This window comes from Massilia suwonensis (assembly GCF_042655665.1).
GTDB classification, from domain to species: Bacteria; Pseudomonadota; Gammaproteobacteria; order Burkholderiales; family Burkholderiaceae_D; genus Telluria; species Telluria suwonensis.
Genome location: NZ_JBHSMR010000013.1, coordinates 963,430 through 987,346 on the forward strand (window position 1 = coordinate 963,430; position 23,917 = coordinate 987,346).

General features: G+C 66.7%; 17 protein-coding genes. 9 read left to right on the plus strand and 8 right to left on the minus strand.

What is annotated here, in order from left to right; all coding sequences use genetic code 11:
• Positions 1–59: 59 nt before the first annotated feature.
• Complete coding sequence (locus ACFPQ5_RS12275) at positions 60–3,131, minus strand: CHASE domain-containing protein (RefSeq protein WP_379755628.1); 3,072 nt, start codon at positions 3,129–3,131, stop codon at positions 60–62.
• 101 nt (positions 3,132–3,232) lie between these two features.
• On the opposite strand from ACFPQ5_RS12275, the gene ACFPQ5_RS12280 reads away from it, so the two are divergent.
• The gene (locus ACFPQ5_RS12280) at positions 3,233–5,311 is read left to right on the plus strand and encodes a prolyl oligopeptidase family serine peptidase (RefSeq protein ID WP_379755631.1); all 2,079 of its coding nucleotides are present in this window, start codon (positions 3,233–3,235) and stop codon (positions 5,309–5,311) included.
• A complete protein-coding gene (locus ACFPQ5_RS12285) occupies positions 5,308–5,826 on the plus strand; it encodes a GNAT family N-acetyltransferase (protein WP_379755634.1) in 519 nt (172 codons plus the stop codon). The genes ACFPQ5_RS12280 and ACFPQ5_RS12285 overlap by 4 nt, the downstream gene beginning before the upstream one ends.
• Before the next feature lie 211 nt (positions 5,827–6,037).
• Here the strand turns inward: ACFPQ5_RS12285 and ACFPQ5_RS12290 are convergent, their stop codons facing one another.
• A complete protein-coding gene (locus ACFPQ5_RS12290; RefSeq protein ID WP_379755637.1) occupies positions 6,038–6,649 on the minus strand; it encodes an acyl-homoserine-lactone synthase in 612 nt (203 codons plus the stop codon).
• A gap of 211 nt (positions 6,650–6,860) precedes the next feature.
• On the opposite strand from ACFPQ5_RS12290, the gene ACFPQ5_RS12295 reads away from it, so the two are divergent.
• The gene (locus ACFPQ5_RS12295) at positions 6,861–7,082 is read left to right on the plus strand and encodes a helix-turn-helix domain-containing protein (protein ID WP_379760097.1); all 222 of its coding nucleotides are present in this window, start codon (positions 6,861–6,863) and stop codon (positions 7,080–7,082) included.
• Here the strand turns inward: ACFPQ5_RS12295 and ACFPQ5_RS12300 are convergent.
• On the minus strand, positions 7,057–7,791 hold the full coding sequence (locus ACFPQ5_RS12300) for a helix-turn-helix transcriptional regulator (protein WP_379755640.1): 735 nt from the start codon (positions 7,789–7,791) through the stop codon (positions 7,057–7,059). The genes ACFPQ5_RS12295 and ACFPQ5_RS12300 overlap by 26 nt on opposite strands.
• 367 nt (positions 7,792–8,158) lie before the next feature.
• On the opposite strand from ACFPQ5_RS12300, the gene ACFPQ5_RS12305 reads away from it, so the two are divergent.
• Positions 8,159–13,090 (plus strand): hybrid sensor histidine kinase/response regulator, encoded by a 4,932-nt coding sequence (locus ACFPQ5_RS12305; protein ID WP_379755643.1) that lies wholly within the window; start codon positions 8,159–8,161, stop codon positions 13,088–13,090.
• Positions 13,078–13,941 carry a CheR family methyltransferase gene (locus ACFPQ5_RS12310; protein ID WP_379755646.1) on the plus strand — a complete coding sequence of 288 codons (864 nt, stop codon included), beginning with the start codon at positions 13,078–13,080 and terminating at the stop codon, positions 13,939–13,941. The genes ACFPQ5_RS12305 and ACFPQ5_RS12310 overlap by 13 nt, the downstream gene beginning before the upstream one ends.
• Before the next feature lie 173 nt (positions 13,942–14,114).
• Here the strand turns inward: ACFPQ5_RS12310 and ACFPQ5_RS12315 are convergent, their stop codons facing one another.
• On the minus strand, positions 14,115–14,741 hold the full coding sequence (locus ACFPQ5_RS12315) for a glutathione S-transferase family protein (protein ID WP_379755649.1): 627 nt from the start codon (positions 14,739–14,741) through the stop codon (positions 14,115–14,117).
• A 148-nt stretch (positions 14,742–14,889) separates the two neighbouring features.
• Between ACFPQ5_RS12315 and ACFPQ5_RS12320 the strand changes: the two genes are divergently transcribed.
• Positions 14,890–17,547, plus strand: coding sequence for a M1 family metallopeptidase (locus ACFPQ5_RS12320; RefSeq protein ID WP_379755652.1), 2,658 nt, complete (start codon positions 14,890–14,892; stop codon positions 17,545–17,547).
• Positions 17,548–17,604: 57 nt separating this feature from the next.
• Here the strand turns inward: ACFPQ5_RS12320 and ACFPQ5_RS12325 are convergent, their stop codons facing one another.
• The 4 genes from ACFPQ5_RS12325 to glpD all read right to left on the minus strand — a co-directional run bounded on the left by ACFPQ5_RS12325 (position 17,605) and on the right by glpD (position 21,931).
• Positions 17,605–18,111 carry a nuclear transport factor 2 family protein gene (locus ACFPQ5_RS12325; protein ID WP_379755656.1) on the minus strand — a complete coding sequence of 169 codons (507 nt, stop codon included), beginning with the start codon at positions 18,109–18,111 and terminating at the stop codon, positions 17,605–17,607.
• A gap of 138 nt (positions 18,112–18,249) precedes the next feature.
• The gene (locus ACFPQ5_RS12330; RefSeq protein ID WP_379755659.1) at positions 18,250–19,686 is read right to left on the minus strand and encodes a PA domain-containing protein; all 1,437 of its coding nucleotides are present in this window, start codon (positions 19,684–19,686) and stop codon (positions 18,250–18,252) included.
• The gene (locus ACFPQ5_RS12335; protein ID WP_379755661.1) at positions 19,673–20,095 is read right to left on the minus strand and encodes a post-PEP-CTERM-1 domain-containing protein; all 423 of its coding nucleotides are present in this window, start codon (positions 20,093–20,095) and stop codon (positions 19,673–19,675) included. Before ACFPQ5_RS12335 ends, ACFPQ5_RS12330 begins: the two co-directional genes overlap by 14 nt.
• A 249-nt stretch (positions 20,096–20,344) precedes the next feature.
• Entirely contained in the window at positions 20,345–21,931 is a 1,587-nt protein-coding gene (gene glpD / locus ACFPQ5_RS12340) for a glycerol-3-phosphate dehydrogenase (RefSeq protein ID WP_379755664.1), read from the minus strand.
• Positions 21,932–22,052: 121 nt separating this feature from the next.
• On the opposite strand from glpD, the gene ACFPQ5_RS12345 reads away from it, so the two are divergent.
• Genes ACFPQ5_RS12345 through ACFPQ5_RS12355 form a run of 3 tightly spaced genes read left to right on the plus strand, consistent with a single transcriptional unit; the run spans position 22,053 to position 23,883 of the window.
• On the plus strand, positions 22,053–22,670 hold the full coding sequence (locus ACFPQ5_RS12345; RefSeq protein WP_379755667.1) for a phosphohydrolase: 618 nt from the start codon (positions 22,053–22,055) through the stop codon (positions 22,668–22,670).
• Positions 22,671–22,702: 32 nt separating this feature from the next.
• Complete coding sequence (locus tag ACFPQ5_RS12350) at positions 22,703–23,074, plus strand: hypothetical protein (protein ID WP_379755670.1); 372 nt, start codon at positions 22,703–22,705, stop codon at positions 23,072–23,074.
• Positions 23,071–23,883, plus strand: a complete 813-nt coding sequence (locus ACFPQ5_RS12355; protein WP_379755673.1) for an SIR2 family NAD-dependent protein deacylase — start codon at positions 23,071–23,073, stop codon at positions 23,881–23,883. Before ACFPQ5_RS12350 ends, ACFPQ5_RS12355 begins: the two co-directional genes overlap by 4 nt.
• The last annotated feature ends 34 nt before the right edge of the window (positions 23,884–23,917 follow it).

Sequence of the window (23,917 nt, forward strand, 5' to 3'; positions counted from 1 at the left end):
CCCGACAGGATACTCTTTTTGCCGACCCGGCGGAAGGCGCAGGGCGCGACCGGCCCCGCTCAGCGGCCGTCTGTCGCGCGGGCGCCAAGTTCGGCTGCGACCTGGCGCTCGAGCCGCGCAAAGATGCTGCGAAGACGTGCACTCAGGGCTTTTGCCTGGGAGCTGCTCTGACCCGCGCCCGCACGCTCGAGCTCGGCGCACAGGTCGGCGAAGCTGAACGCGCCCACGGCCCGCGCCGAGGATTTCAGGCGGTGGGCGACCGATCCCGCGCGCGCCAGGTCGCTCGAGGCCAGCGCGATGTCGACTTCGGCCAGGCCTTCGCGCGCGCTGTCGAGGAACATGAAGGCGAACTTGCGCATCTTGTCCGGATCGCTGCCGAAGGTCGCGGCGAGCGCGCCGCTATCCAGCAGGGCCGCCGCCGCCGGCGCCTGGGACGCCGGCTGAGCCTTGTGCGGTGTGGCCGCAGGCTGCGCGGGACCAGGCTGCCGCCCCGCCCCCGCCCGCTCGATGGCGCGCGCGATCGTCGCCGCCAGGTGCTCCGGCGCCACCGGCTTGGTAAGGAATTCGTCCATGCCAGCCGCCATGCAGCGCGCCTGGTCCTCGATACCGGCATTCGCCGTCATCGCGATCACCACCGTGTCGCGCAAGACCGGATCGGCGCGGATGCGGCGCGTGGCCTCGAAGCCGTCCATGACCGGCATCTGCACGTCCATCAGCACGCAGTCGAAGCGCCGCCGCAGCATCTGTTCGAGCGCCTCGCTGCCGTTACCCGCGACCACCACCGCCGCGCCGGCGCTTTCCAGCAGCTCGCGCCCGACCTGCTGGCTGAAGACGTTGTCCTCGACCAGCAGCACCGCGATCCCGTCGAGCCGGCGCGCCGGCGTACTCGGCGCGGGCGCCGGCGCGCCGCTGCGCGCCGCGCGTGCGCCCTCGGCGCCACCCTGCCCCAAGCGCGCCGTGAACCAGAAGGTGCTGCCGCGTCCCGGCTCGCTCTCGACCCCGGCTTCGCCGCCCATCAGCTCGGCCAGCTGCTTGCTGATCACCAGCCCCAGTCCCGTGCCGCCATAGCGCCGCGTGGTCGAGGGATCGGCCTGGTGGAAGGACGTGAACAGCTGCGCCATCTCGCCGGGCTCGATGCCGATGCCGTGGTCCTCGACTTCGAAACGCACCAGGGTGTCGTGCCCGATCGGGCCCAGCGCCCGCGCGCGCACCTGGACACTGCCCTGCTCCGAGAACTTGATGGCATTGCCGACGAAATTGAGCAGCACCTGCTCCAGGCGCAGCGGATCGCCGCGCAGCGGGCGCGCCAGCTCCGGCGCGATGTCGAACGCCAGGCGCAAGCCCTTGGCGGCCGCCGTTTCGCCCAGCTGCGTGTCGATGTTGCGCATCAGGGCGTCGAGGCGGAAGTCGAGCAGCTCGAGTTCGACGCGTCCGGCCTCGATCTTCGAGAAATCGAGGATGTGGGTGATGATCCCGAGCAGGTGCTGGCCCGAGTGCCAGATCTTTTCCAGGTAGCCGCGCAGCTTCGGCTCGTGGACCGACTTCAGGGCCAGATGGGTCATGCCGATGATGGCGTTCATCGGCGTGCGGATCTCGTGGCTCATGTTCGACAGGAAGTCGCTTTTCGCCTGGTTGGCGGCATCGGCGGCGGCCTTCAACTGGTGCAGTTCGGTGACGTCGGTGGCCACGCACAGCACGCCGCTGATGTTGCCGCCAACCTCGCCATCGAGGCGCACCGGCACCTTCACTTCCCACAGCTGGCGCACGCCGTCTTCCAGCCTGATCTCGACCTGGCTGGCGCGGCGGGTGCCGTCGAACACCGCGCGCTCGCGCTGCCAGGCGGCGTCGGCCAGCTCGGCCGGCATCACGTCGACATCGGGCCTGCCGACGATGCGCTCGGCGCTGCGGCCCAGGATCAGCGCCGTCTTCGCGTTCACGTAGCGGAAGCGCCGGTCGCGGTCCTTCATGTACACGAAGGCGTCGATGTTGTCGAGCACCGTGTCGAGCAGGGTGCGCCCCTCGATGGCGACCCGGCGCGACCAGTACAGCGACAGGAACAGGCTATACACCAGCAAGGTCGCGGCGAAGCCGGTGGCCAGCGCCAGCAGCGGCAGGCGCCGGTCCAGCGGCAGGTACAGGGCCGCCTTCGGAGCGCTGAAATGCGCCTTCCACAGGCCGCCGCCGAAATCGACCGGCAGCACGGTAGTAAAAGTGTCGGCCCCGTCGAAGACGCGGGTGCGCACGGCGCCGTCGCCATACAGCAGGCGGTCGGCCGGATGCACGGCCAATGTGGCCCCGGCCGCCGGCCTGGCATCGGCATTCGCCGCGAACAGCGCCAGCGACACCGGATCGTCGGCGCGGCCGCCGAGCGCGCGCTCGACCAGGGCAGGCACCGAGAAGGCGATGCCGACGCCGCCGATGTACGCCGCGCGCCGTTCGGCCACGGTGGCGGGCGTGACGCCGCCGCGGTACACGGGAGCGCGCATGTTCAGCGCCAGGTGCGGCACCGGGCGCTCCACCTGCAGCGGCGCGCCCGAGGCGCTGATGCCGCCGCTGTCGCGCGCGCGATCCAGCGCCTCGGCCACCGCCGGCCGGGCGGCGATGTCCATGCCGAGGCGGTCCAGCATCATCTCCGGCGGCTCGATATAGGTCAGCACCGTGTAGCCGGGACGGCGTCCGGGTGGGCGAATGCTGAAGTCCGGGTAGCCGCGCGGATCGAGGCTGCGGTCGGCGCGCACCTCGGCCTCGAAGGCGGCGCGCCCGGCGTCAAGCACGACCCGGGTGTAGGAGACGGCGTCGATCGCCGGGTAATTCGTCTTGAGGTCGAGCGCGGCGACGTAGCGGTGGAACTGCAGGCGGGTGACCGGCGTATCGTTGGCGGCGAACAGCGAGACCAGGGCGCGGGTGGCGTCGGTGTAGGACTTGATGGCGCCGGCGAGGCGCTCCTGGGTGGCGCGGGCCCGGTTCTCGAAGCGGCGCAGCGCTTCTTCCTCGACCGCGCGGGTCGCCGCCATGTGCAGCAAGGCGCCGACCAGCAGGGACAGCCACAGGCCCGCGCCCCACAGCACGACGCGGGTGGTGCCGCGCGCGCCGGCGGCTGCGCCTATGCTGCGGGTGATCGACAAGGCCATCGCTGTGTCATGCTCAGTGTTATGTATTCTCAACAAGGAAACGTTGTTGATAATATACGCTATCGGGCCGCCATTGGGGCGCCCGGCAAGCGGGGACTTCGATGCAGAAAACGGCGGCAAAACTGGTGATGGGACTGGCGGCATTGGCAGGCGGCGCGGCGGCGCAGGACAAGACCGATCCCTATCTGTGGCTGGAGGACGTGGGCGGCGACAAGCCGCTGGCCTGGGTACGCGAACACAACGCCGTTTCCGAAAAGGCCCTCGGCGGCCCGGCGCACGACGCGCTGCGCGCCCGGCTGCAATCCATCCTCGATGCGAAAGAACGCATCCCCTACGCCAGCCGCCACGGCGACTACCTGTACAACTTCTGGCGCGACGCCGATCACGAGCGCGGGATCTGGCGCCGCACCACGATGATTGAATACCGCAAGGCGGCGCCACGCTGGGAGACCGTGATCGACCTCGACGCCCTGGCCCGCGCGGAAAACGAGAACTGGGTCTGGGCCGGCATCACCTGCCTGGAGCCGCGCGGCACGCGCTGCCTGGTCTCGCTTTCGCGCGGCGGCGGCGACGCCGACGTGGTGCGCGAATTCGACCTGGAGGCAGGCGCTTTCGTGAAGGACGGCTTCGCGCTGGCCGAAGCCAAGAGCAGCGTGGCCTGGGTCGACCGCGACACCCTGTTTGTCGCCACCGACTTCGGCCCCGGGTCGATGACGAGCTCGGGCTATCCGCGCATCGTCAAGGAATGGAAGCGCGGCACGCCGCTGGCAAGCGCGCGGCTCGTGTACGAGGCCGGCGCCACCGACCTCTCGGCCTCGGCGCGCAAGGACATGACGCCCGGCTTCGAGCGCGAATTCGTCTCGCGCCAGATCGGCTTCTACAGCAGCGAACTGTTCCTGCGCCGCGAGGGCCGCCTCCATAAAATCGAGAAGCCCGACGATGCGAACGCGTATGCGGTGCGCGACCAGCTGCTGATCGAACTGCGCTCGGATTGGTCCGTTGCCGGTCGCAGCTGGCCGCAAGGCAGCCTGCTGGCCATCGACTTCGAGCGTTTCATGAAAGGCGCGCGCGACTTCGAGCCCCTGTTCACCCCGAGCGCCACGACCTCGCTCGACGGCGTGACCGTGACCCGCGGCGCCCTGCTGCTCACCGTGCTCGACAAGGTCAAGAACCGCCTGTTCGAACTGCGCCGCGCAGAGGGCAGCTGGCAGCGCCGCGAAGTCGTCACGCCCGGCATCGGCACCCTGGGCGTGGCCGCCCTCGACGAGATCGAGTCGGACGACTACTTCCTGACAACGAGTAGCTTCCTGACGCCGACCACGCTGTATCTTGGCCATGCGGGTACGGACACGCGCGAGCAGCTCAAGGCGATGCCGGCCTGGTTCGACGCGAAATCGTACACGGTGTCTCAGTTCGAGGCGAAGTCGAAGGACGGCACGATGGTCCCCTATTTCGTCGTCATGGACCGGCGCGCGAAGTTCGACGGCAAAAATCCGACCGTCCTGTATGGCTACGGCGGCTTTGAGGTGTCGCTGAAACCGTCCTACAGCGGCATGATCGGCGCCGGCTGGCTCGAGCGCGGCGGCGTGTACGTACTGGCGAACATCCGCGGCGGCGGCGAATTCGGCCCGCGCTGGCACCAGGCGGCCCTGAAAGAACACCGGCAGCATGCCTTCGACGATTTCCTCGCGGTGGCCAAGGACCTCATCCAGCGCAAGGTCAGCTCGCCGCGCCACCTCGGCATCATGGGCGGCAGCAATGGCGGCCTGCTGGTGGGCGCCGCGCTGACCCAGCGGCCCGACCTGTTCAATGCGGTGGTGTGCCAGGTGCCGCTGCTGGACATGCGGCGCTACCACACGCTGCTGGCTGGGGCGTCGTGGATGGGGGAATACGGCGATCCGGACGATCCGAAGCAGTGGGAATTCATCGGCAAGTACTCGCCTTACCAGAACGTCTTCAAGGACAGGCACTATCCGCGTGTCTTATTTACAACATCTACCCGCGACGACCGTGTGCATCCGGGCCACGCGCGCAAGATGGCGGCGCTGATGGAAGGCCAGGGACACGATATTCTGTACTGGGAAAACATGGAAGGCGGGCATGCGGGGGCGGCCAACAACACCCAGCAGGCGCGCATGTGGGCGCTGACCTGGTCCTTCCTGTACAGCCAACTGAAATGAGCACGCACTATATAGAAGAGGCTTGCGTACGGCGGCTGGCCGCGCACGAGTGGCCGCTGTACCGCGCGCTGCGCCTGCGCGCATTGACCGATGCGCCGGACGCCTTCGGCATGACGCTGGCCGAGGCGCAACTGCGTACCGAGACCGACTGGGCCTGGGTGCTGAACCTTGGCGCGAGCTCGAACCGCGACCTGCCGCTGGTGGCCGAGGTGGCCGGCAATGCGGCCGGCATGGCCTGGGCCAAGGTCGATGCGCACGACGCTGCGCGCGTGAACCTGTACCAGGTCTGGGTCGCGCCGGAATACCGCGGGCATGGCGTCGCCGCTGCCTTGCTCGATGCAGCCCTGGCCTGGGCGCGCGCTACGGGTGCGCGGGCCATGCGGCTGGGCTTTGTGTGCGGCAACGAGGCTGCGCGCAGGCTGTACGTACGCGCGGGCTTTCGTGACCTTGGCGAGCCGGAGCCGCAGCGGCCCGATTCGAGCCGCATGGAGCAGATGATGCAACTGGTGTTGTAGGGTGGGCATGCCCACGCGTTTTCATGCTTCTGCACACCCGAACGCCTAATTCCCCCTGTTGCGGCCGAAAAGGCGTTCGGTCATTCGACGCACTGTCCCGCGTGGGCATGCCCGGTGAAGCTGCCGTTGAGGCCATTGGCCTCAACGGCCCCGTACGGTGCGCTACCGCCCGTAACCAGGCCCACGTTGTTGGCCAGCTATGGGCGCCGTCCTATTGCGGCAAGCCACGCGTACGCTGCTTACCCGCCCCATACCGCACGACCGCCGGATAGCTGGCGTCGATGTCGACATACAGCGCCACCGCCGTCTCGATCCCGATCACGACCGGGTCGCCGAGGCGCTCGGTGACGATGCCGGCGCGGCGCAGCAGGCGCTCGATGGCGGTCGTGGTCACCGTCACGTACTTTTCGATGCCGTGCTCGTAGCCGTAGCGGGTAATCGCGGCGAAGGATTCCATCGTGATTTCCGAGAAGCCGAACTGGCCGCTGCCGCCGGTCTCGATGGCGAAGCGCGAGAGTTCCCAGATGTGTTCGTCGCTGGGCGCGTCCTGCCCGTGCAGCAGCTGCGGGAAGGAATCCTTGAGCATGTAAGGGCCGGTGGTCGGCAGCAGGCGCCAGCAGCCGCGCAGGATGCCCTCGCCCGGCTCGCGCATCATCATGTAGTGCGGCTCAAGAGCATCGTAGCCGTCGATCTCCATACCCGACAAGACCGGCACTTCCCAGCCCAGGCGGCCCTGGAATACCTTTGCGCGCAACGTGTGCATCTCGCGGAGATCGCGGGATTGGAATTCGCGCCGTGCTGCGATATCGATTTGCAGTGCCATGTCGTTCTCCCTGTTTGTTGATGAAAATATCTATGCGACAGGCATGAAGCGTCATGCAATCCGGGCATGAGCGGTACTAGCAAGTCTGCTAGGTGGCTAGGAAGTGACACAGTGGAATACTAAGTTTTTCACTCGTTCAACAAGGAGAGGGGCCATGCCAAACGACTTCATCAGTGAATCCATGCTCGCCCGTCCGGGCCTTCAGCCGGGCATGCCGATGCCGATGCCGATGCCGGTGCGGGCGCCGCACGCGGACCTGCGCCAGTTCCGTATCAGCAAGCGTGAAAGTCAGGAGAAATTCTGGGGCCGCTTCGGCGTGACCCAGTCGAGCGGTAGCCGTTTCGAGACCGGGCTGGCGATTCCGGCGCCGGTGGCGATCCTGTTGAAGCTCTACGTTGCCGGCAAACTCAACGATGGCGATCTTCAGGGTTGAGCAGCCCGAGCGCGATGGCCTTCACGACCGCCTGCTGGCGTGTGTTGACGTTGAATTTCTGACGCACGTTGGCCAGGTGGAAGTTGACGGTGGCCTCGGAACAACGGGTGATCATCGAGATCTCCCATGACGACTTGCCCGCCATGACCCAGTTGAGCACTTCGAGCTCGCGCCGGGTCAGGCGCGGCACCTCCTCGCCCCCGCTCGGATGGGCGAAGGGCATCGAGGCGGCAAAGGCATAGTCGCGTACCAGCGTCAGGTCGGCCATGCTCTGGCTGATCTCGCGCGTAAATTTCTCGCCGGGCGCCGTGTCGGACGCCAGGCTGAGCAGACCCACCTCGCCGTTCGGCCCGTGGATCGGCAGCGTCACCCCCGTACGCATGCCATAGGCGCAGGCCTCCTCGTACAGGATGCGCCCGCCCGTGGTGGCAAAGGCGCCCGGCTCCCAGACGATGGGCAAATTACTGATCAGGCAATGGCCGACCGTCGGATCGACGTAGGCGAAGCGTTCGGTATCGTAGCGTTCGCGCCATTCGGGCGAATAGTTGGTCTGGACGAAGGCGTTTTCGTACTGGGCGTGACGCGAATGCACCACCGCATACATCACATGCTCGAAGCCGACCTCGCCGGCGATCGCGAGCAGGGCCCGGCGCCAGGATTCGGCGTCCTTGGATTCCAGCAGCTGCACTAACTGTGCAGTTTCAATCATGGCGCTTGGCTCGCGTAGAAGTAGGGATCGACTATGCTAGTGGCATACTGCAAAGAAAGCATGCGGCCTAGCAATTCTAGCAAGTAAATTGCATATTTAGTTAGCGATTTTTGTAGTAATTTCGCGACGACTTTCGGTTAAGCAATTCAATCGTGCGCTCCGAAAATATTGTTTCCGCTACCCTCCCCCGCTCGCTTGCAAAAATTCCCAGGTTGCAAGTTTTATTCCGCTGTAGAGCTTGACTTGATATCGCACAAGAGTATCGTTTCATATTTCCATGTAACAGTTTCTCCTGCGCGCGACACAAGCCTGCCGAACGCATAACAAGAACGCCGTACCCATTTTCCAAAACAAGGATGACACGTCGATGAACACAATGACCGACATGGCCGAACAGCTGGACGTCAAGCTCCTGCTCGCAACGCTGATGGCCCTGAAAAAGGGTGACTTCTCGGTACGTATGCCTTCCGACTGGACGGGCGTCTCGGGCAAGATCGCCGACACCCTGAACGACATCATCGAGACCAAGTCGAAGATGGTCGAAGCCGTGACCGAAGTGTCGCGCGTGGTCGGCCGCGAAGGCCACCTGACCCAGCGCGCCGACGTGCCGGGCGTGGTCGGCGGCTGGAGCACCCTGATCAGTTCGGTCAACTCCCTCATCGACGACCTGGTGCGCCCGACCACCGAGATGGCGCGCGTCATCGGCGCCGTGGCGAAGGGCGACCTGTCGCAGACCATGGCGCTCGAAGTCGACGGGCATCCGCTGAAAGGCCAGTACCTGCGCGCGGCAACCACCGCGAACACGATGGTGGAACAGCTTTCCTCCTTCTCTTCCGAAGTGACGCGCGTGGCGCGAGAAGTCGGCACCGAGGGCAAGCTGGGCGGCCAGGCGCAGGTGAAAGGCGTGGCGGGTACCTGGAAGGACTTGACCGACTCGGTGAACTCGATGGCGGGTAACCTGACCTCGCAGGTGCGTAACATTGCGGAAGTGACGACCGCGGTGGCGAACGGCGACTTGTCGAAGAAGATTACGGTGGACGTGCGCGGCGAGATCCTGCAGCTGAAGGACACCATCAACGTCATGGTGGACCAGCTGCGTTCCTTCGCATCCGAGGTGACCCGTGTGGCGCGTGAGGTGGGTACCGAAGGTAAGCTCGGCGGCCAGGCCTACGTGCCGGGCGTGGGCGGCACCTGGAAGGACTTGACCGACAACGTGAACTTCATGGCCTCGAACCTGACGGGCCAGGTGCGTAACATCGCGACCGTGACGACGGCGGTGGCGAACGGCGACCTGTCCAAGAAGATTACGGTGGACGTGAAGGGCGAGATTCTCGAGCTGAAGAACACGATTAACGTCATGGTGGACCAGCTGTCCTCGTTCTCCTCCGAAGTGACGCGCGTGGCGCGAGAAGTCGGTACGGAAGGTAAGCTGGGCGGCCAGGCGCAGGTGAAGGGCGTCGCAGGCACCTGGAAGGACTTGACCGACTCGGTGAACTCGATGGCGGGTAACCTGACGGGCCAGGTGCGTAACATCGCGGACGTGACCACCGCCGTGGCGAACGGCGACTTGTCCAAGAAGATTACGGTGGACGTGAAGGGCGAGATTCTCGAGCTGAAGAACACGATCAACGTCATGGTCGACCAGCTGAACTCCTTCGCATCCGAGGTGACCCGCGTGGCGCGAGAGGTCGGTACCGAGGGCCGCCTGGGCGGCCAGGCGAACGTGCCTGGCGTTGCGGGTACCTGGAAGGACTTGACCGACGGCGTGAACTCGATGGCGGGTAACCTGACGGGCCAGGTGCGTAACATCGCGGACGTGACGACCGCGGTGGCGAACGGCGACCTGTCGAAAAAGATTACGGTCGACGTGAAGGGCGAGATTCTCGAACTGAAGAACACGATTAACGTCATGGTGGACCAGCTGTCCTCCTTCGCATCCGAGGTGACGCGCGTCGCGCGCGAGGTGGGTACCGAAGGTAAGCTGGGCGGCCAGGCGTATGTTCCGGGCGTGGGCGGCACCTGGAAGGACTTGACCGACAACGTGAACTTCATGGCGTCGAACCTGACGGGCCAGGTGCGTAACATCGCGGCGGTGACGACCGCGGTGGCGCGCGGTGACTTGTCGAAGAAGATTACCGTGGACGTGAAGGGCGAGATTCTCGAACTGAAGGACACGATCAACGTCATGGTGGACCAGCTGTCCTCCTTCGCATCCGAGGTGACCCGCGTTGCGCGTGAAGTGGGTACCGAAGGTAAGCTGGGCGGCCAGGCGAACGTGTCGGGTGTCGCGGGTACCTGGAAGGACTTGACCGAGAACGTCAACCAGCTGGCGGCAAACCTGACCAACCAGATGCGCGCGATCGGTGAGGTGGCAACGGCGGTGACGCGTGGTGACCTCTCGCGTTCGATTCAGGTCGAAGCACGCGGCGAGGTGTCCTACCTGAAGGACAACATCAACGAGATGATTCGTAACCTGAAGGAGACCACGCAGAAGAACGCGCAGCAGGATTGGCTGAAGACCAACCTGGCGCGCTTCACGCGACTCCTGCAAGGCCAGCGCGACCTGGGCGCGGTGACCAAGCTGATTCTGTCCGAGCTGGCACCGCTGGTCTCGGCGCACCACGGCGTGTTCTACATGATGGACTCGCAGGAAGCCGATGCGCGCCTGCGGATGATCGCCTCCTACGGCTACCGTTCCAGCCGCAAGCTGCCGACCTCGTTCTCGCCGGGCGAAGGCCTGGTGGGCCAGTGCGCGCTGGAGAAGACCCGCATCTGGCTGACCGACGTCCCGCGCGACTACATCGTCGTGTCCTCGGGCCTGGGTTCGGCGCCGCCGAACAACATCGTCGTGCTGCCTATCCTGTTCGAACAGCAGGTCAAGGCCGTCATCGAGATCGCCTCGCTCGACCGCTTCACGGAGACTCACCTGTCCTTCCTCGACCAGCTGATGGAATCGATCGGCGTCGTTCTGAACACGATCGAGGCGAACAGCCGTACCGAATCGCTGCTGACTCAGTCGCAGTCGCTGGCGCAGGAGCTGCAGCAGACCAACCAGGAGCTGGCGGAGAAAGCGCGCCTGCTGTCCGAGCAGAACATCGAGGTGGAACGCAAGAACCGCGAGGTGGAACAAGCCAAGCTGGCGCTGGAAGAAAAGGCGACCCAGCTGGCCCTGTCGTCGAAGTACAAGTCCGAGTTCCTTGCGAATATGTCGCACGAACTGCGTACGCCTTTGAACTCGCTGCTGATCCTGGCGCAGCAATTGTCGGATAACCCGGAAGGCAACCTGTCCGGCAAGCAGGTGGAATTCGCGAAGACCATCCACGGCTCCGGCTCCGACCTGCTGACCCTGATTAACGACATTCTCGACCTGTCGAAGATCGAGTCCGGCACCGTCACGCTGGACGTGTCGGAATACCGCTTCGCGACCCTGCGCAACTACGTGGACCGCACCTTCCGCCACATGGCCGAAGCCAAGCACCTCGGCTTCACCGTCGACCTGGCGGACAACCTGCCGACCGCGGTGATGACCGATACCACGCGCCTGCAGCAGGTTCTCAAAAACCTGCTGTCGAACGCCTTCAAGTTCACCAGCCACGGCCAGGTCGCGCTGAACATCAGCCTGGTGACCAGCGGCTGGACCGCCGACCACCCGCACCTGCTGCATGCGGACGCGGTGCTGGCCTTCTCGGTCAGCGATACCGGCGTCGGCATCCCGTCCGACAAGCTGCAGCTGATCTTCGAGGCCTTCCAGCAGGCCGACGGTTCGACCGCGCGTAAATATGGCGGCACGGGTCTGGGCCTGTCGATTTCGCGCGAACTGGCGCGCCTGCTGGGCGGCGAAATCCGCGTCGAGTCGACCGTGAACATCGGCTCGACCTTCACGCTGTACCTGCCGTACAACCGCGCCGGCTTCATCAACTACGAAGCGACGCGCCAGCCGCAGCCGGCCCGCCTGGTGGCGCCGAGCGCCGCGCCCGTATCTTCCTCGATCTCCGCACCGGTGGTGTACGCCCTGCCGGACGCGGCCGAGAACGGCAACGTGGCCACGATCGAAGTCCAGGCGCCGACCAACAGCAACCTGGTCGAATACGCCTCGATGCTGGACGACCGCGGCCTGATCGCCCCGGGCGACCCGTCGGTGCTGATCGTGGAAGACGACGACCGCTTCGCCAAGACCGTGCTGGAATTCGCGCGCGAGAAGAACTTCAAGGGCATCGTCACCCACCGCGGCGACTCGGCCCTGTCGCTCGCCCGCGACTACCTGCCGTCGGCGATCCTGCTCGACATCGACCTGCCGGACATCGACGGCTTCACGGTCCTCGACCGCCTGAAGCGCGACCCGAGCACCCGCCACATCCCGGTGCACGTGGTGTCGGCGCTGCGCGAGCGCGAACGCGCGCTGCGCCAGGGCGCGATCTCCTTCATCAGCAAACCGGTGGACCGCGACGCCCTGAACGAGGAATTCACCCGCATCCAGAAGTTCCTGGTCGGCGGCAAACGCACGCTGCTGGTGGTGGAAGACGACATGGCCCAGCGCGAATCGATCGTCTCGCTGATCGGCGACGCCGACATCGACATCAAGACGGTCGAGACGGGCAAGGCGGCGATGGAAGCGCTGGAAGCGCAGCACTTCGACTGCATGGTGCTGGACCTGACGCTGCCGGATATCTCGGGCTTCGAGCTGCTCGACGAAATCGGCAAGAAGCCGGCCTTGCGCGACCTGCCGATCGTGATCTACACGGCGCAGGAACTGAACCGCAAGGAAGTCACGAAGCTCAAAAAGTACGCCAAGACCATCGTCATCAAGGACGCCCGTTCGCCGGAGCGCCTGCTGGACGAGACGGCGCTGTTCCTGCACCGTTCGCACGCTTCGCTGCCGGAACTGCAGCGCCGGATGCTGGAAGAGATCCACGCGGCCGACGGCGGTCTCGCAGGCCGCAAGGTCCTGATCGTCGACGACGACCTGCGTAACATCTTTGCGCTGTCGTCCCTGCTCGAGCGCCAGCAGATGCAGGTGCTCTTCGCCGAGAACGGCCGCGACGGCATCGAAGTGCTGGAGAAGGATCCGACCATCGAGATCGTCCTGATGGACATCATGATGCCGGAGATGGACGGCTACGACACCATGCGCGCCATCCGTCGTATTCCGAAGTTCAAGTCGCTGCCGATCATCACCCTGACCGCGAAAGCGATGAAGGGCGACCGCGACAAGTGCATCGCCGCCGGCGCTTCCGACTACATCACCAAGCCGGTCGATGTGGCGCAGCTGCTGTCGCTGATGCGAGTGTGGCTGCATTGACCGCCTTCGCCGCCTTTGCTCAGTTGGCCCCACCATCGCTGGCGGTCGAGGAGCTGGAGATCGACCTGCTGCTGGAAGCCCTGTTTCAGCGCCATGGCTACGATTTCCGCGACTACGACCGCCAGCTGGTGCGCAGGAAGCTCCTTGGCGTGCTGGCCGCACGGGACCTGAAGACCGTCTCGGCGCTGCAGGAACGCGTGCTGCACGAACCGGGCGCCGCGTCCGGCGTGCTGCGCGCGCTCGCCGTCGCGCCGTCCGGCCTGTTCGACGATCCTGCCTGGGCACGGGAGGCGCGTGAGGTGCTGGGAAAGTCGCTGCCGTCGGCGGCCCTGCCGAAGATCTGGCTGGCCGAATGCGCCGGCATCGGCGAGGCCTGGACGCTGGCGATCCTGCTGCAGGAAGCGGGGCTGCTGGCGCGCACCGAGATCTTCGCCACCATTGCCAACGAGGAGATGCTGACCGAGACGCGGGACGCCACGCTGGATGCGACTTCGCTTCCTGCTCTGCAGGAGAGATACGCCGAAGCCGGTGGGTCGGGCACGCTGGCTGACTGGTTCGAGCTCAGGGACGGCCGCGCCCTGCTGCTGCCGCGCCTGCGTGCACGCATCACCTGGGCCGGGCACAACCTGGTGACGGACGCGTCGTTCAACGAGTTCCAGGCCATCCTGTGCCGGCGCGCCCTGGCCGACTTCGGCCCGATGCTGCGCCAGCGCGTGCTGCGCCTGTTTCACGAAAGCCTGGCGCGCTTCGGGGTGCTGGGGGTCGATCGGGAACTGGCGCCGGGGGATGCGCATGCGGGGGCGTACAAGCCCTTGCTGGGCGAGGCGCCGTGGTATCGGCGTGTGGAGTAAATCCTGTGTGAGGGCGGCGATTGCCGCCCTTTTTTATGTGATTGCTCGCACGGCGTCTGGCATACACGTAGGGTGGGCGGGTCCCCCGCCCACGCGGTGATCGTTTGCGGCGAGATCATCCGGCCCGAGAGCGGAGCCGCAATCGATCACCGCGTGGGCACAGAGTGCCCACCCTACTTGGATTGAATCGCGCTCGGCCGCTCGGCGATCCGGTCGCGCCACGCCTGCAGGTTCGCCATCCCCTCCTCGCCCGGCCGGAAGCGCAGCAGGCCGCGGCCGAATTCAAGCGCGCAGAAGGCGGTGATGTCGGCAATCGTGAAGCGCTCGCCCGCGACATAGGGCTGGCGCGCCAGCACCTGGTCGAGCCAGCGCGCGGTGATGCGCATCTTGTCGGCCTGGGCCGCGCCGTAGTCCTTGAACTGCGGCTGTTCCAGCGGCGCCAGCGCCGGATGGGTGTGGCGCGCGCTGTGCGCCGTTTCCAGCAGCAGGTGCAGTTCCATGCGCCGGTCCGCCATCTCGATGAAGGCCCGCTCCTCGAAGTCCACGCCCATCAGGTTCGGTTCCGGATAGCGGCCTTCCAGATACGTGCAGATCGCGCGCGTTTCGCTCAGCACGCGGCCGTCGTCCAACTCCAGCGCCGGCACCCGCCCGAGCGGATTCTTGGCGAGAAAACGCTCGCTGCGCTGTTCGCCGGCGAGGATGTCGACCATCTCGGTCTCGATCCCGGCGATGCCCTTCTCCAGCATGAACATGATCACCCGGCGCGGGTTCGGCGCGTGGCCGCTGATATAGAGTTTCATAGGTCTCCTTCGATTTGTTGTGGTGAGGTGCCGAGGGAATCATAGCCGCAAACGCCGGGCGCGGGCAGCTCTCCTTGGCAGATTGACATGCCGCGGGCGGGAGGCTAGATTGGCGCATTCACTTGACGCCCCACGACGAAAGAACCCCATGCACCGCAGCCTGCTGTCCGCCGCCCTCGCACTCGCCTTCGCCGGCCTCCCTGCCCTTCCCGTAATCGCCGCGCCCAAGGCCGTATCGAAGGCGGTGGCCGAAACCACCACCCAGCTGCCGCGCGGCGTGCGTCCGCTGCACTACGACATCGCGCTGGTGCCGGATGCGCCGAACGCGCGCTTCAGCGGCCAGGCTGCGATCGATCTAGAGGTCACGGCGCCGACCGGCAGCATCACGCTGAACGCGGCGGACCTGAGCTTCGCGAAAGCCACGCTGGCGCCGAAGTCGGGCGCGGCGCAGGAGGCCCGCATCGCCGTCAACGAGGAGGCGCAGACCGCCACCTTCCGCTTCGCCAAGCCGCTCGCCAAAGGCCGCTACACGCTGCGCCTCGACTACACCGGCATCATCGGCACCCAGGCCGTCGGCCTGTTCTCGCTCGATTACGACACACCCGAGGGCAAGCGCCGCGGCCTGTTCACCCAGTTCGAGAACTCGGATGCGCGGCGCATGATCCCGTCCTGGGACGAGCCGGCCTACAAGGCGACTTTCGCCCTGCGCGCCACGGTGCCGGCGGGCGAGATGGCCGTCAGTAACATGCCCGTCAAGTCCAGCACCGCGCTGCCCGACGGCCGCGTCGAACTGCGCTTCGCCGATTCGCCGAAGATGTCGACCTATCTGCTGTTCTTCGCGCTGGGCGACTTCGAGCGCGCCACGGCGACTGTGGACGGCACGGAACTGGGCGTCGTCACGCGCCGCGGCGGCCTGCCGCAGGCGGCCTTTGCGCTGGAATCGTCGAAAGCCATCCTGCGCGAGTACAACGACTACTTCGGCGTGCGCTATCCGCTGCCGAAACTGGACAACATCGCCGGTCCCGGCCGCAGCCAGTTCTTCGGCGCGATGGAAAACTGGGGCGCGATCTTCACCTTCGAATACGCGCTGCTGCTCGATCCGGCGATTTCGACCCAGCGCGACAAGCAGGAAGTTTTCGCCACCGCCGCCCACGAGATGGCGCACCAGTGGTTCGGCGACCTGGTCACGATGCGCTGGTGGGACGACCTGTGGCTGAACGAAGGCTTCGCTTCCTGGATGGAGTCGCGCATGACGGCGCGCCTTCACCCGGAATGGAACACGGCGCTGGAAGCCGTGGGCAACCGCGACGGCGCCATGCGCCGCGACGCGCTGGCCACCACGCACCCGGTGGTGCAGCACGTGAAGACCGTCGAACAGGCCAGCCAGGCTTTCGACGAGATCACCTATCAAAAGGGCGAAGCCGTGATCCGCATGCTGGAAGCCTATGTGGGCGAGGATGCCTGGCGCCGCGGCGTGCGTGCCTATATGCGCGAACACGCCTACGGCAATACGGCCTCGAGCGACCTGTGGCGCCAGGTCGAGCGCGCGGCGGCGAAACCGGTGACGGCGATCGCCCACGATTTCACGCTGCAGCCGGGCGTGCCGCTGATCCGCGTCGGCGAGCCGGTGTGCAAGGGCGGCAGCATGACGGTCGCGCTCACCCAGGGCGAGTTCTCGCGCGACCAGCCGAACCGCAAAGCCCTGAGCTGGCGCGTGCCCGTGATCGCGCAGGCGGCCGGCGGCACGACGCAGGCGCGCACGCTGGTTGCCGGCGGCAAGGGCAGCCTGTCCCTGCCCGGCTGCGCGCCGGTCGTCGTCAACGCCGGCCAGAGCGGCTACTACCGCACCCTGTACAGCCAGGCCGGCTTCGCCCAGCTGGCGCAGCAGTTCGCCACGCTCGCCCCGATCGACCAGCTCGGCATGCTGGCCGACAGCTGGTCGCTCGGCATGGCGGGCCTGCAGCCGGCCTCGAACTTCCTCGACCTGGCCGAGGCCGCGCCCGCGCAGGCCGATCCGCAGGTGTGGGCGCAGGTCGCGCGCGGCCTGGGCAGCCTGCATGCGATGTACGGCGAAGACAAGGCCGGGCGCGCGCGCCTCGATGCCTACGCCGTCAAACGCCTGGCGCCGGTGATGGCGCAGATCGGCTGGACCGCGAAAGCCGACGAGCCGACCTCGCACGCGAACCTGCGTACGCAGCTGATCTCGACCCTGAGCGATTTGGGCGACGAGGCCACGATCGCGGAAGCGCGCCGCCGCTACGCGCTGAGCGCCAGCGACCCGGCCGCGGTCCCGGGTCCGCTGCGCAAGACCATCCTGTCGGTCGTGGCCGAACACGCCGACGCCGCCGGCTGGGAAGCGATGCGCCGCAGCGCGCAGGCCGAAAAGTCGCCGATGATCAAGGACACGATGTATGCGCTGCTGGCGTCGAGCGAGGACCGCGCGCTGGCCGAACGCGCACTGGCGCTGGCCCTGACGGACGAGCCGGGCGCGACCAACGGCGCGGCGATGATCGCCATGGTCTCGCGCAGCCACCCGGAACTGGCCTTCGACTTCGCCCTCGCCCACATCGACGCCGTCAACGCCCGCGTCGACGCCACCTCGCGCAGCCGCTACGTGCCGGGCCTGGCGGGCAGCGCGAGCACGCCGGCGATGATCGGCAAGGTGCGCGCCTACGCCGAGGCCCATATCGCCCCCGAGGCAAGGCGCGATGCCGAGACGGCGGTCGCGGCGATCGAGGACCGCATCAAGGTGCGCCGCGAGCGCCTGCCGGAGATCGATGCCTGGCTGGCGCAGCACGCGCGCTGACGGACAGGCAAACAAAAACCCCGCTTGCGCGGGGTTTGTTCATGGGGCGGATTCGATTCACTTGCGCGCCGGCGCGTCCACGTGCTCATAGCTGTAGATGCGCGCAACGCGCCACTCCTTGCCGCTCAGACGCATCAGGTGCGAGAAATGCGCGCGGCCGACAAAGGCTTCCTTTCTCCCGGGTTCACGCGCATAAAAGTTGTGCTCCCCCGTCACGACGGCGCCATAGACTGTCTTGCCCTCGCGCATCGGGAAGAAACGGAGCGTGCCCGGCACGGCCTCGCGCCGCAGTTTGACGGGATTCGTCTTCATGACGTCGTTCGCGGCCGACAAGGCCTTCTTGCCGATCAGCTTGCCGCCGCGGTCGTGGTAGAACTCGACGTCCGGCGCCAGCCAGGCATTCATGGCATCGGCATCGGCACGGTTGTAGGCGGCCCAGTAGGCCTGGTCGGCCGCACGGGGGCCCGCCTCCCAGGCAGCGTTGCCGCCCTGCTGGGCGAGCACGCCGCCTGCCTGCGTGAATAAGAACAGGCTGGACAGCATGACGATAGGGATCTTGAACATACGGCGCCTCGGGTAAGCGGTGGGAGGAGCAGTCTATCCAGAAGGTTGCAATTACGCAATATCAGGCGATGATCAAGCGCTCTCGCCAAAAAAAACCGCGGCTGCAGCAGCCGCGGTTTCTCGTTCAGGCTTCGGCGATTACCAGCCGATATCCTTGAACAGTTCCATCGTCAGGTCGGTCGGCGCCGTGACCGCATGGGTCAGGTCGGCGCTGATGGCCGGTTCCATCAGCTGGTTGCGGGTGGCGGTCGTGTTGTAGTGCGAGACCGAGGAACCCGGCTGGTACGGATCGGGCGTGAACATCGTGATGCGGCCCTGGGCATCGGCGCCCGACAGCTGGGTCTTCGAACGCTGCATCTTGGCCACGGTGCCGTTCGTATTGCCGTTCGGCTTGGTCAGGCTGGCGGCGAGCAGCGCGCCGTCGGCTTGCGTCACGCGCACCGAAGGGATCGTCACGCTCGGATCCGCGCCGCCCATGCCGGTCACGGCGCCGGGGGCGTTGTCGGCCACGATCACGCCGATCGCGCCGGCGTCCTGGGCGTTCTTGACCTTGACGGCGAAGCCGCAGGTGCCGCGGCTGACCAGGGCGATCTTGTTGCGCACCGCTTCGGCATTGGCCGCGTTGAACGCGGTGCAGGCCGAGCCCGGGCTGTCAGGCTGCAGGGCCACCTGGGCGACCTGGCCGGTCAGCGGCGACTTGTCCAGCTTCGGTCCGAAATCGGCTTCGCCGACCTTGTACATGTCGCCGCTCGGGGTGCGGGCACCGGCGCCGACGACGCGCAGTTCGGCGGTGGCGGTCAGCACCGAGGGCACGGCCGCGGTCACGCGCGGACCGGTCCAGGACAGGCCCGAAGGCTTGAGCGAGGAGGCGGCGCGCTCGGCGTTGGTCATGTTGACCCACAGCTTGCCGGTCGTGTTGTCGAGCAGGTAGTGGTCCCAGGCCGACGGATAGCCGGCGAAGGTGGCGCCGGTCTGGCCGTTGGTGAAGGTCTGGAAGCCCAGGCCATGGCCCATTTCGTGCAGCAGGGTGGCGACGAAGTCGATGTTGCTGCCTTCGTTGGCGTCCAGGCCCAGGTAGAAGCTGCTGCCGGACAGGCAGTTGGCCTTGCCCAGTTCGGAGTTGAAGCGGGCGTTGATCTGCGGACCCGGGGAGTCGGAGATCTCGCTGCCGTATAGTTTATTTGCCAGCGCGTACGAATATAGGGTGCCGGCCTTCGGGGCGCCCGGGAAGTCGGCGAACACCTGGGTCGCGCCGGCGCTGCCCAGCACGGCGCTGGTGGCGGTGCACGACAGCGGAACGAACTGGGCATTGATGACGATCGGCACATTGCTGGTCAGGGTCGCGCCCCAGATGTTGGCCGCGTGGGTGAACGCGATCAGGCGCTGCTGGCCGATGGTGGTCCCGGTGTTGCCGCCGACGGGGGTAGCCGGGGTCGTGTCGTTGAAGCCGACACCGGCCGCGTTCAGGTTGTTGATGACGATCTTGGCAGCTGCGTGAGCGGAGCCCATGCCGGCACAGGCAAGCGCCAGGGCCGCGGCCACCAGGGTCAGGCTTGGGCGCTTATTGGACTTCATGCTGGTGCTCCTCGGAATGCTTGGTCACTGGGGTGGTCAGGGCGGCTTCGGCGGCGGTCTTGCCGTGGATGCAGTCGGCTTCGAGCTTGCCGTCGGCGGTACGGTGCACCACCGAGTAGGACACCGACTCTTCGTCGACGTGGGCGGCGGCGATGCCGTTCTGCTGCAGGCGCACGACACCGGTAGCCGGGGCACCGGCGGCCTGGCGCGCGGCCTTCTGCGCGGCGCGGTCGGCGGCGCGCAGTTCGTTCAGCTGCTTGGCTTCGGCGGCGGTGGCATTGCGGATCTTGCCCGTCTTCTGGTCCTTGGCGACGACCTGGCCCTCCTGGCCGGCGGCGAAAGCCGAACCGGCGAGCGCCAGCGCCCCAATGGCGACGACGCTACGCAGCGTAATTGCTGGGATGTGCATGTTTTCTTGTCTCTCGGAAAAATGTACTTCGATCGGTGTTTCCTATCGTTCCGGTCTTGGTGCCGGTTGCCAATAAGAATAGCCGAGGCAACAATCCGGCGGGCGAAATATTGTTAAAAATATTATATTGTTATGGACCTAAAACGGCATATATTATTTGGCTCATACTCTGAAAAAGCAGAGGCTGTTATATGCACTAGACGTGTTGTTTTTGCCCAAAGTTATGCAGGACAGTGCCTAGGATGAGCATCAGAGCGCCAGCGCCCCTTGCTTCGCCGCAATCCACTCGTCCAGCAGTGCCGCGCTGCCCGGCGCCAGGTGCAGCCCCAGCTTGGTGCGGCGCCATAGGATGTCGGCGCTGCCGCGTGCCCATTCGTGGGTCATCAGGTAGTCGATCTCGGCGGCGTACAGCCCGGGCACGACTTCCTGCCCCATGTCGGCCAGGCTGTTCCTGCGCGCCAGCAAGGTGTGGACGCGGGTGCCGTAGGCGCGCAGGTAGCGTTCCAGCAGCGGCGCCGGCAGCCAGTGGTAACGGCCGGCCTGCCGCGCGCTCCATGCGGCAAATTCCAGCACGCTGCGCTTGTCGGGGCGCGGACCGTAGAGGTCGCCGCCCGGCAGGCAAGCCAGTTCGGTCCAGGCCGGAACGGCACGGCCGAGCGCCCGGCAGATCCAGTCCACGGCCTGCTCGGCCAGCTTGCGGCTGGTGGTGATCTTGCCGCCGAAAACCGACAGCAGCGGCGCCCCGGCCAGGTCGGGCTCCAGCCGGAAGTCGCGCGTGGCCCTGGCCGCGCTGGCGGCCGCATCCTCGACCAGCGGACGCACGCCGGCATAGCTCCACAGCACGTCCGCAGGCGTCAGCTGGCGGCGGAAATAGCGGTTGACCAGCCGGCACAGGTAATCGATTTCTTCAAGGCTGATCGCCACCTTGTCGAGCTCGCCCCGGAAATCGACGTCGGTGGTGCCGACCAGGGTGAATGCGCCCTCGTAGGGCAGCGCGAACACGATGCGTCCGTCCGGATGCTGGAAGATGTAGGCATGCGGATGCTCGAACAGGCGCGGCACGACGATGTGGCTGCCCTTGATGAGGCGCAGCGCCTGCCCGCCCGAGGCGTTGGTCGCGCCGAGCAGGAAACGCGCGGCCCAGGGGCCGGCGGCGTTTACCAGGCAGCGCGCCGTCACGTGCAGGTGGCGGCCTTCGGTTTCCAGGGTGGCGCTCCAGCCGTCCGGGTGGCGCTGCGGCCTGTTGCAGCGCGCATGGGTGAGGACGACGGCGCCGCGTTCGTGCGCATCGAGCGCATTCAGCACCACCAGGCGGGCGTCGTCGACCCAGCCGTCGGAATACATGAAACCGTGCGTGAACTGCGGCTGCAGCGCGTCGCCGGCGGGATGGCTGCGCAGGTCGAGCCCATGCGAGCCGGGCAGGAATTCGCGCCGCGCCAGGCGGTCGTAGAGGAACAGGCCGGCGCGGATCAGCCAGGCGGGCCGCGCCCCGGCGTCATGCGGCATGATGAAGCGCAGCGGCCGCATGATGTGGGGCGCGCTGCGCAGCAGGGTTTCGCGTTCGAGCAGGGCCTTGCGCACCAGGCCGAATTCGTAATGCTCGAGGTAGCGCAGGCCGCCGTGGATCAGCTTGCTGGAGGCCGAGGAGGTGTGCTGGGCGAGGTCGTCCTTTTCGCACAGCACCACGCGCAGGCCGCGCCCGGCGGCGTCGCGCGCGATGGCGGCGCCGTTGATGCCGCCGCCGACGATCAATACGTCGCATTCGTAGCGGGTAGCCTGTTCGTCCACGGGGCCTCCTTTGGAATCGCAAACCGATCCAGTGTATGCCGCCTCCATTCGCCCATGTTCGCATGGATCAAGGGCCTCCGCTTGCGCCTGTCCCCATCCATGCCGGCCGCAACGGTTCGGCTGCCCTGTGTAGAATTGGCCCTATGAGAACGACGAACCGACTTTCCTGATGGCCAGCCAGCGCGCCTGGGTGCGCATGCCCTCGGGCAAACGGCTGGACTTGCTGAACCCGACCCCATTCGACTGGGACGACGCCGACCTCGCGCTCGGCCTGGCCCGCACCTACCGCTGGGGCGGCCACTCGGCCTGGCCGCTGCCGCTCTCGGTGGCCCAGCACTCGATCACGGTCATGCTGCTGCAGCGCGCCGCCCTCGGCCGCATCGATCCCCTGCTCGAACTGCGCGAACTGCTGCACGACGCCGAAGAAGGCCTGCTCGGCTTCGATGCGCTGTCGGTGATCAAGCCCTTCCTCGGCGAAGGTTTCAGGGAATTGAGCAAACGCCTGGAGCAGGCGGTCTTCCTGCGCTACGGTCTGCCCTCGTGGACGGCGCTCGATCACGCCCGCCACAAGCGCGCCGACCGCCTGGCCGCCGCCAGCGAAGCCGTGCACGTGGCCGGCTGGTCGCGCGAGGAAGTGCGCAGCACCTTGAAAATCCAGGCCGCCGTGCTGCAGGACGATCCGCTGGTCGCGCTGTACGGCGGCACGCCCTGGGAACCCTGGCCGCCGGCGCTGGCCTGCGAACGCTTCCTGGAGCAGTTGCAGCGCCTGACGGCGGCGATGCGCTAGTCCCTCTTCGACCCACAGGAGACACCACCCTGATGAAACGCCTGTCCAGTCTTGCCGTAGCGCTCGTGCTCGGATTCAATCTGCCGGCCCAGGCCGCGTGCCCGGCGGCCGAGCAGCTGATCGATGCCTACGACATCTCGTTTTCCGGTTTCGGCAAGCCGCTGCCGAAAGCCGAGCGTCCGCAGCTGCACGGCGCGCGCACCGCGGACCTGGTCGTGGTGCGCCTGCCGAACCGGAAGGGCAAGGTGCCCGACGGCTTCCAGCATTCGGCCTTGCTCGACAAGGGCAGCGGGACGGTGTGGATCCGGCGCAAGGGCGGCTTCGTGCCGGTCGACGAATGGTATGGCCCCGTGAAGCTGAAGGCGCCGGACCTGGCGGGCTGCGCTGTCGAAGCCTACCGATGACGCAGGAGGCCCTGTCCCAGGCCGCGCAGTTGCTGCGCGATGCACAAGCGCTGCTGGTCTGCGCCGGCGCCGGCATGGGCGTCGATTCCGGCCTGCCCGACTTTCGCGGCAGCCAGGGCTTCTGGCGAGCCTATCCGGCCCTGCGCGCGTCCGGCATCGACTTCCACGAGATCGCCAACCCGGCCGCTTTTGAGACCGATCCCCTGCTCGCCTGGGGTTTCTACGGCCACCGCCTGCAGCTGTACCGCGACACGGTGCCGCACGCCGGCTTCGCCATCCTGCGCGAGCTGGCGGCAAAGATGCCGGGCGGCGCCTTCGTCTTCACGAGCAACGTCGACGGCCAGTTCCAGCGCGCCGGCTTTGGCGGCGACCGCATCGTCGAATGCCATGGCTCGATCCACCACCTGCAATGCACGCGGCCCTGCTCGGATGCAACCTGGGCGACCGATGCCTTCGTTCCGGACGTCGACAGCGCCGCCTGCCGCCTGCGCTGCGCGCCGCCCGTCTGCCCGCACTGCGGCGCCCTGGCGCGGCCCAACATCCTGATGTTCAACGACGGCGCCTGGATCAGCGACCGGACCGACGCCCAATTCGAGCGGCTGCGGCGTTGGCGCCAGGCCGTGCGCAAGCTGGTCGTGGTCGAAATCGGGGCCGGCGTCGACATTCCTTCGGTGCGGCGCGTGAGCGAAATGCAGGGGGTGCCCATCGTGCGCATCAACCCGCGCGCGTCCCGGCTCGGCGGCCATCAGGGTGTTGCAATTTCGCTCACAGGACTGGCGGCGCTCAGCGCACTGCAGAGTTTGATCTAGCGCAAACTCCGGCACTCAAGTCTTTGATTTCAAT

Bases quoted from the DNA above. Each gene is read 5' to 3' on its own strand.
- ACFPQ5_RS12320 (WP_379755652.1), top strand. From the start codon at position 14,890: ATGCACCGCAGCCTGCTGTCCGCCGCCCTCGCACTCGCCTTCGCCGGC.
- ACFPQ5_RS12300 (WP_379755640.1), bottom strand. From the start codon at position 7,791: ATGATTGAAACTGCACAGTTAGTGCAGCTGCTGGAATCCAAGGACGCC.
- ACFPQ5_RS12295 (WP_379760097.1), top strand. From the start codon at position 6,861: ATGCCGATGCCGATGCCGATGCCGGTGCGGGCGCCGCACGCGGACCTG.
- ACFPQ5_RS12315 (WP_379755649.1), bottom strand. From the start codon at position 14,741: ATGAAACTCTATATCAGCGGCCACGCGCCGAACCCGCGCCGGGTGATC.
- ACFPQ5_RS12335 (WP_379755661.1), bottom strand. From the start codon at position 20,095: ATGCACATCCCAGCAATTACGCTGCGTAGCGTCGTCGCCATTGGGGCG.
- ACFPQ5_RS12325 (WP_379755656.1), bottom strand. From the start codon at position 18,111: ATGTTCAAGATCCCTATCGTCATGCTGTCCAGCCTGTTCTTATTCACG.
- ACFPQ5_RS12290 (WP_379755637.1), bottom strand. From the start codon at position 6,649: ATGGCACTGCAAATCGATATCGCAGCACGGCGCGAATTCCAATCCCGC.
- glpD (WP_379755664.1), bottom strand. From the start codon at position 21,931: ATGGAGGCGGCATACACTGGATCGGTTTGCGATTCCAAAGGAGGCCCC.
- ACFPQ5_RS12285 (WP_379755634.1), top strand. From the start codon at position 5,308: ATGAGCACGCACTATATAGAAGAGGCTTGCGTACGGCGGCTGGCCGCG.
- ACFPQ5_RS12330 (WP_379755659.1), bottom strand. From the start codon at position 19,686: ATGAAGTCCAATAAGCGCCCAAGCCTGACCCTGGTGGCCGCGGCCCTG.
- ACFPQ5_RS12280 (WP_379755631.1), top strand. From the start codon at position 3,233: ATGCAGAAAACGGCGGCAAAACTGGTGATGGGACTGGCGGCATTGGCA.
- ACFPQ5_RS12355 (WP_379755673.1), top strand. From the start codon at position 23,071: ATGACGCAGGAGGCCCTGTCCCAGGCCGCGCAGTTGCTGCGCGATGCA.
- ACFPQ5_RS12275 (WP_379755628.1), bottom strand. From the start codon at position 3,131: ATGGCCTTGTCGATCACCCGCAGCATAGGCGCAGCCGCCGGCGCGCGC.
- ACFPQ5_RS12305 (WP_379755643.1), top strand. From the start codon at position 8,159: ATGAACACAATGACCGACATGGCCGAACAGCTGGACGTCAAGCTCCTG.
- ACFPQ5_RS12350 (WP_379755670.1), top strand. From the start codon at position 22,703: ATGAAACGCCTGTCCAGTCTTGCCGTAGCGCTCGTGCTCGGATTCAAT.
- ACFPQ5_RS12345 (WP_379755667.1), top strand. From the start codon at position 22,053: ATGGCCAGCCAGCGCGCCTGGGTGCGCATGCCCTCGGGCAAACGGCTG.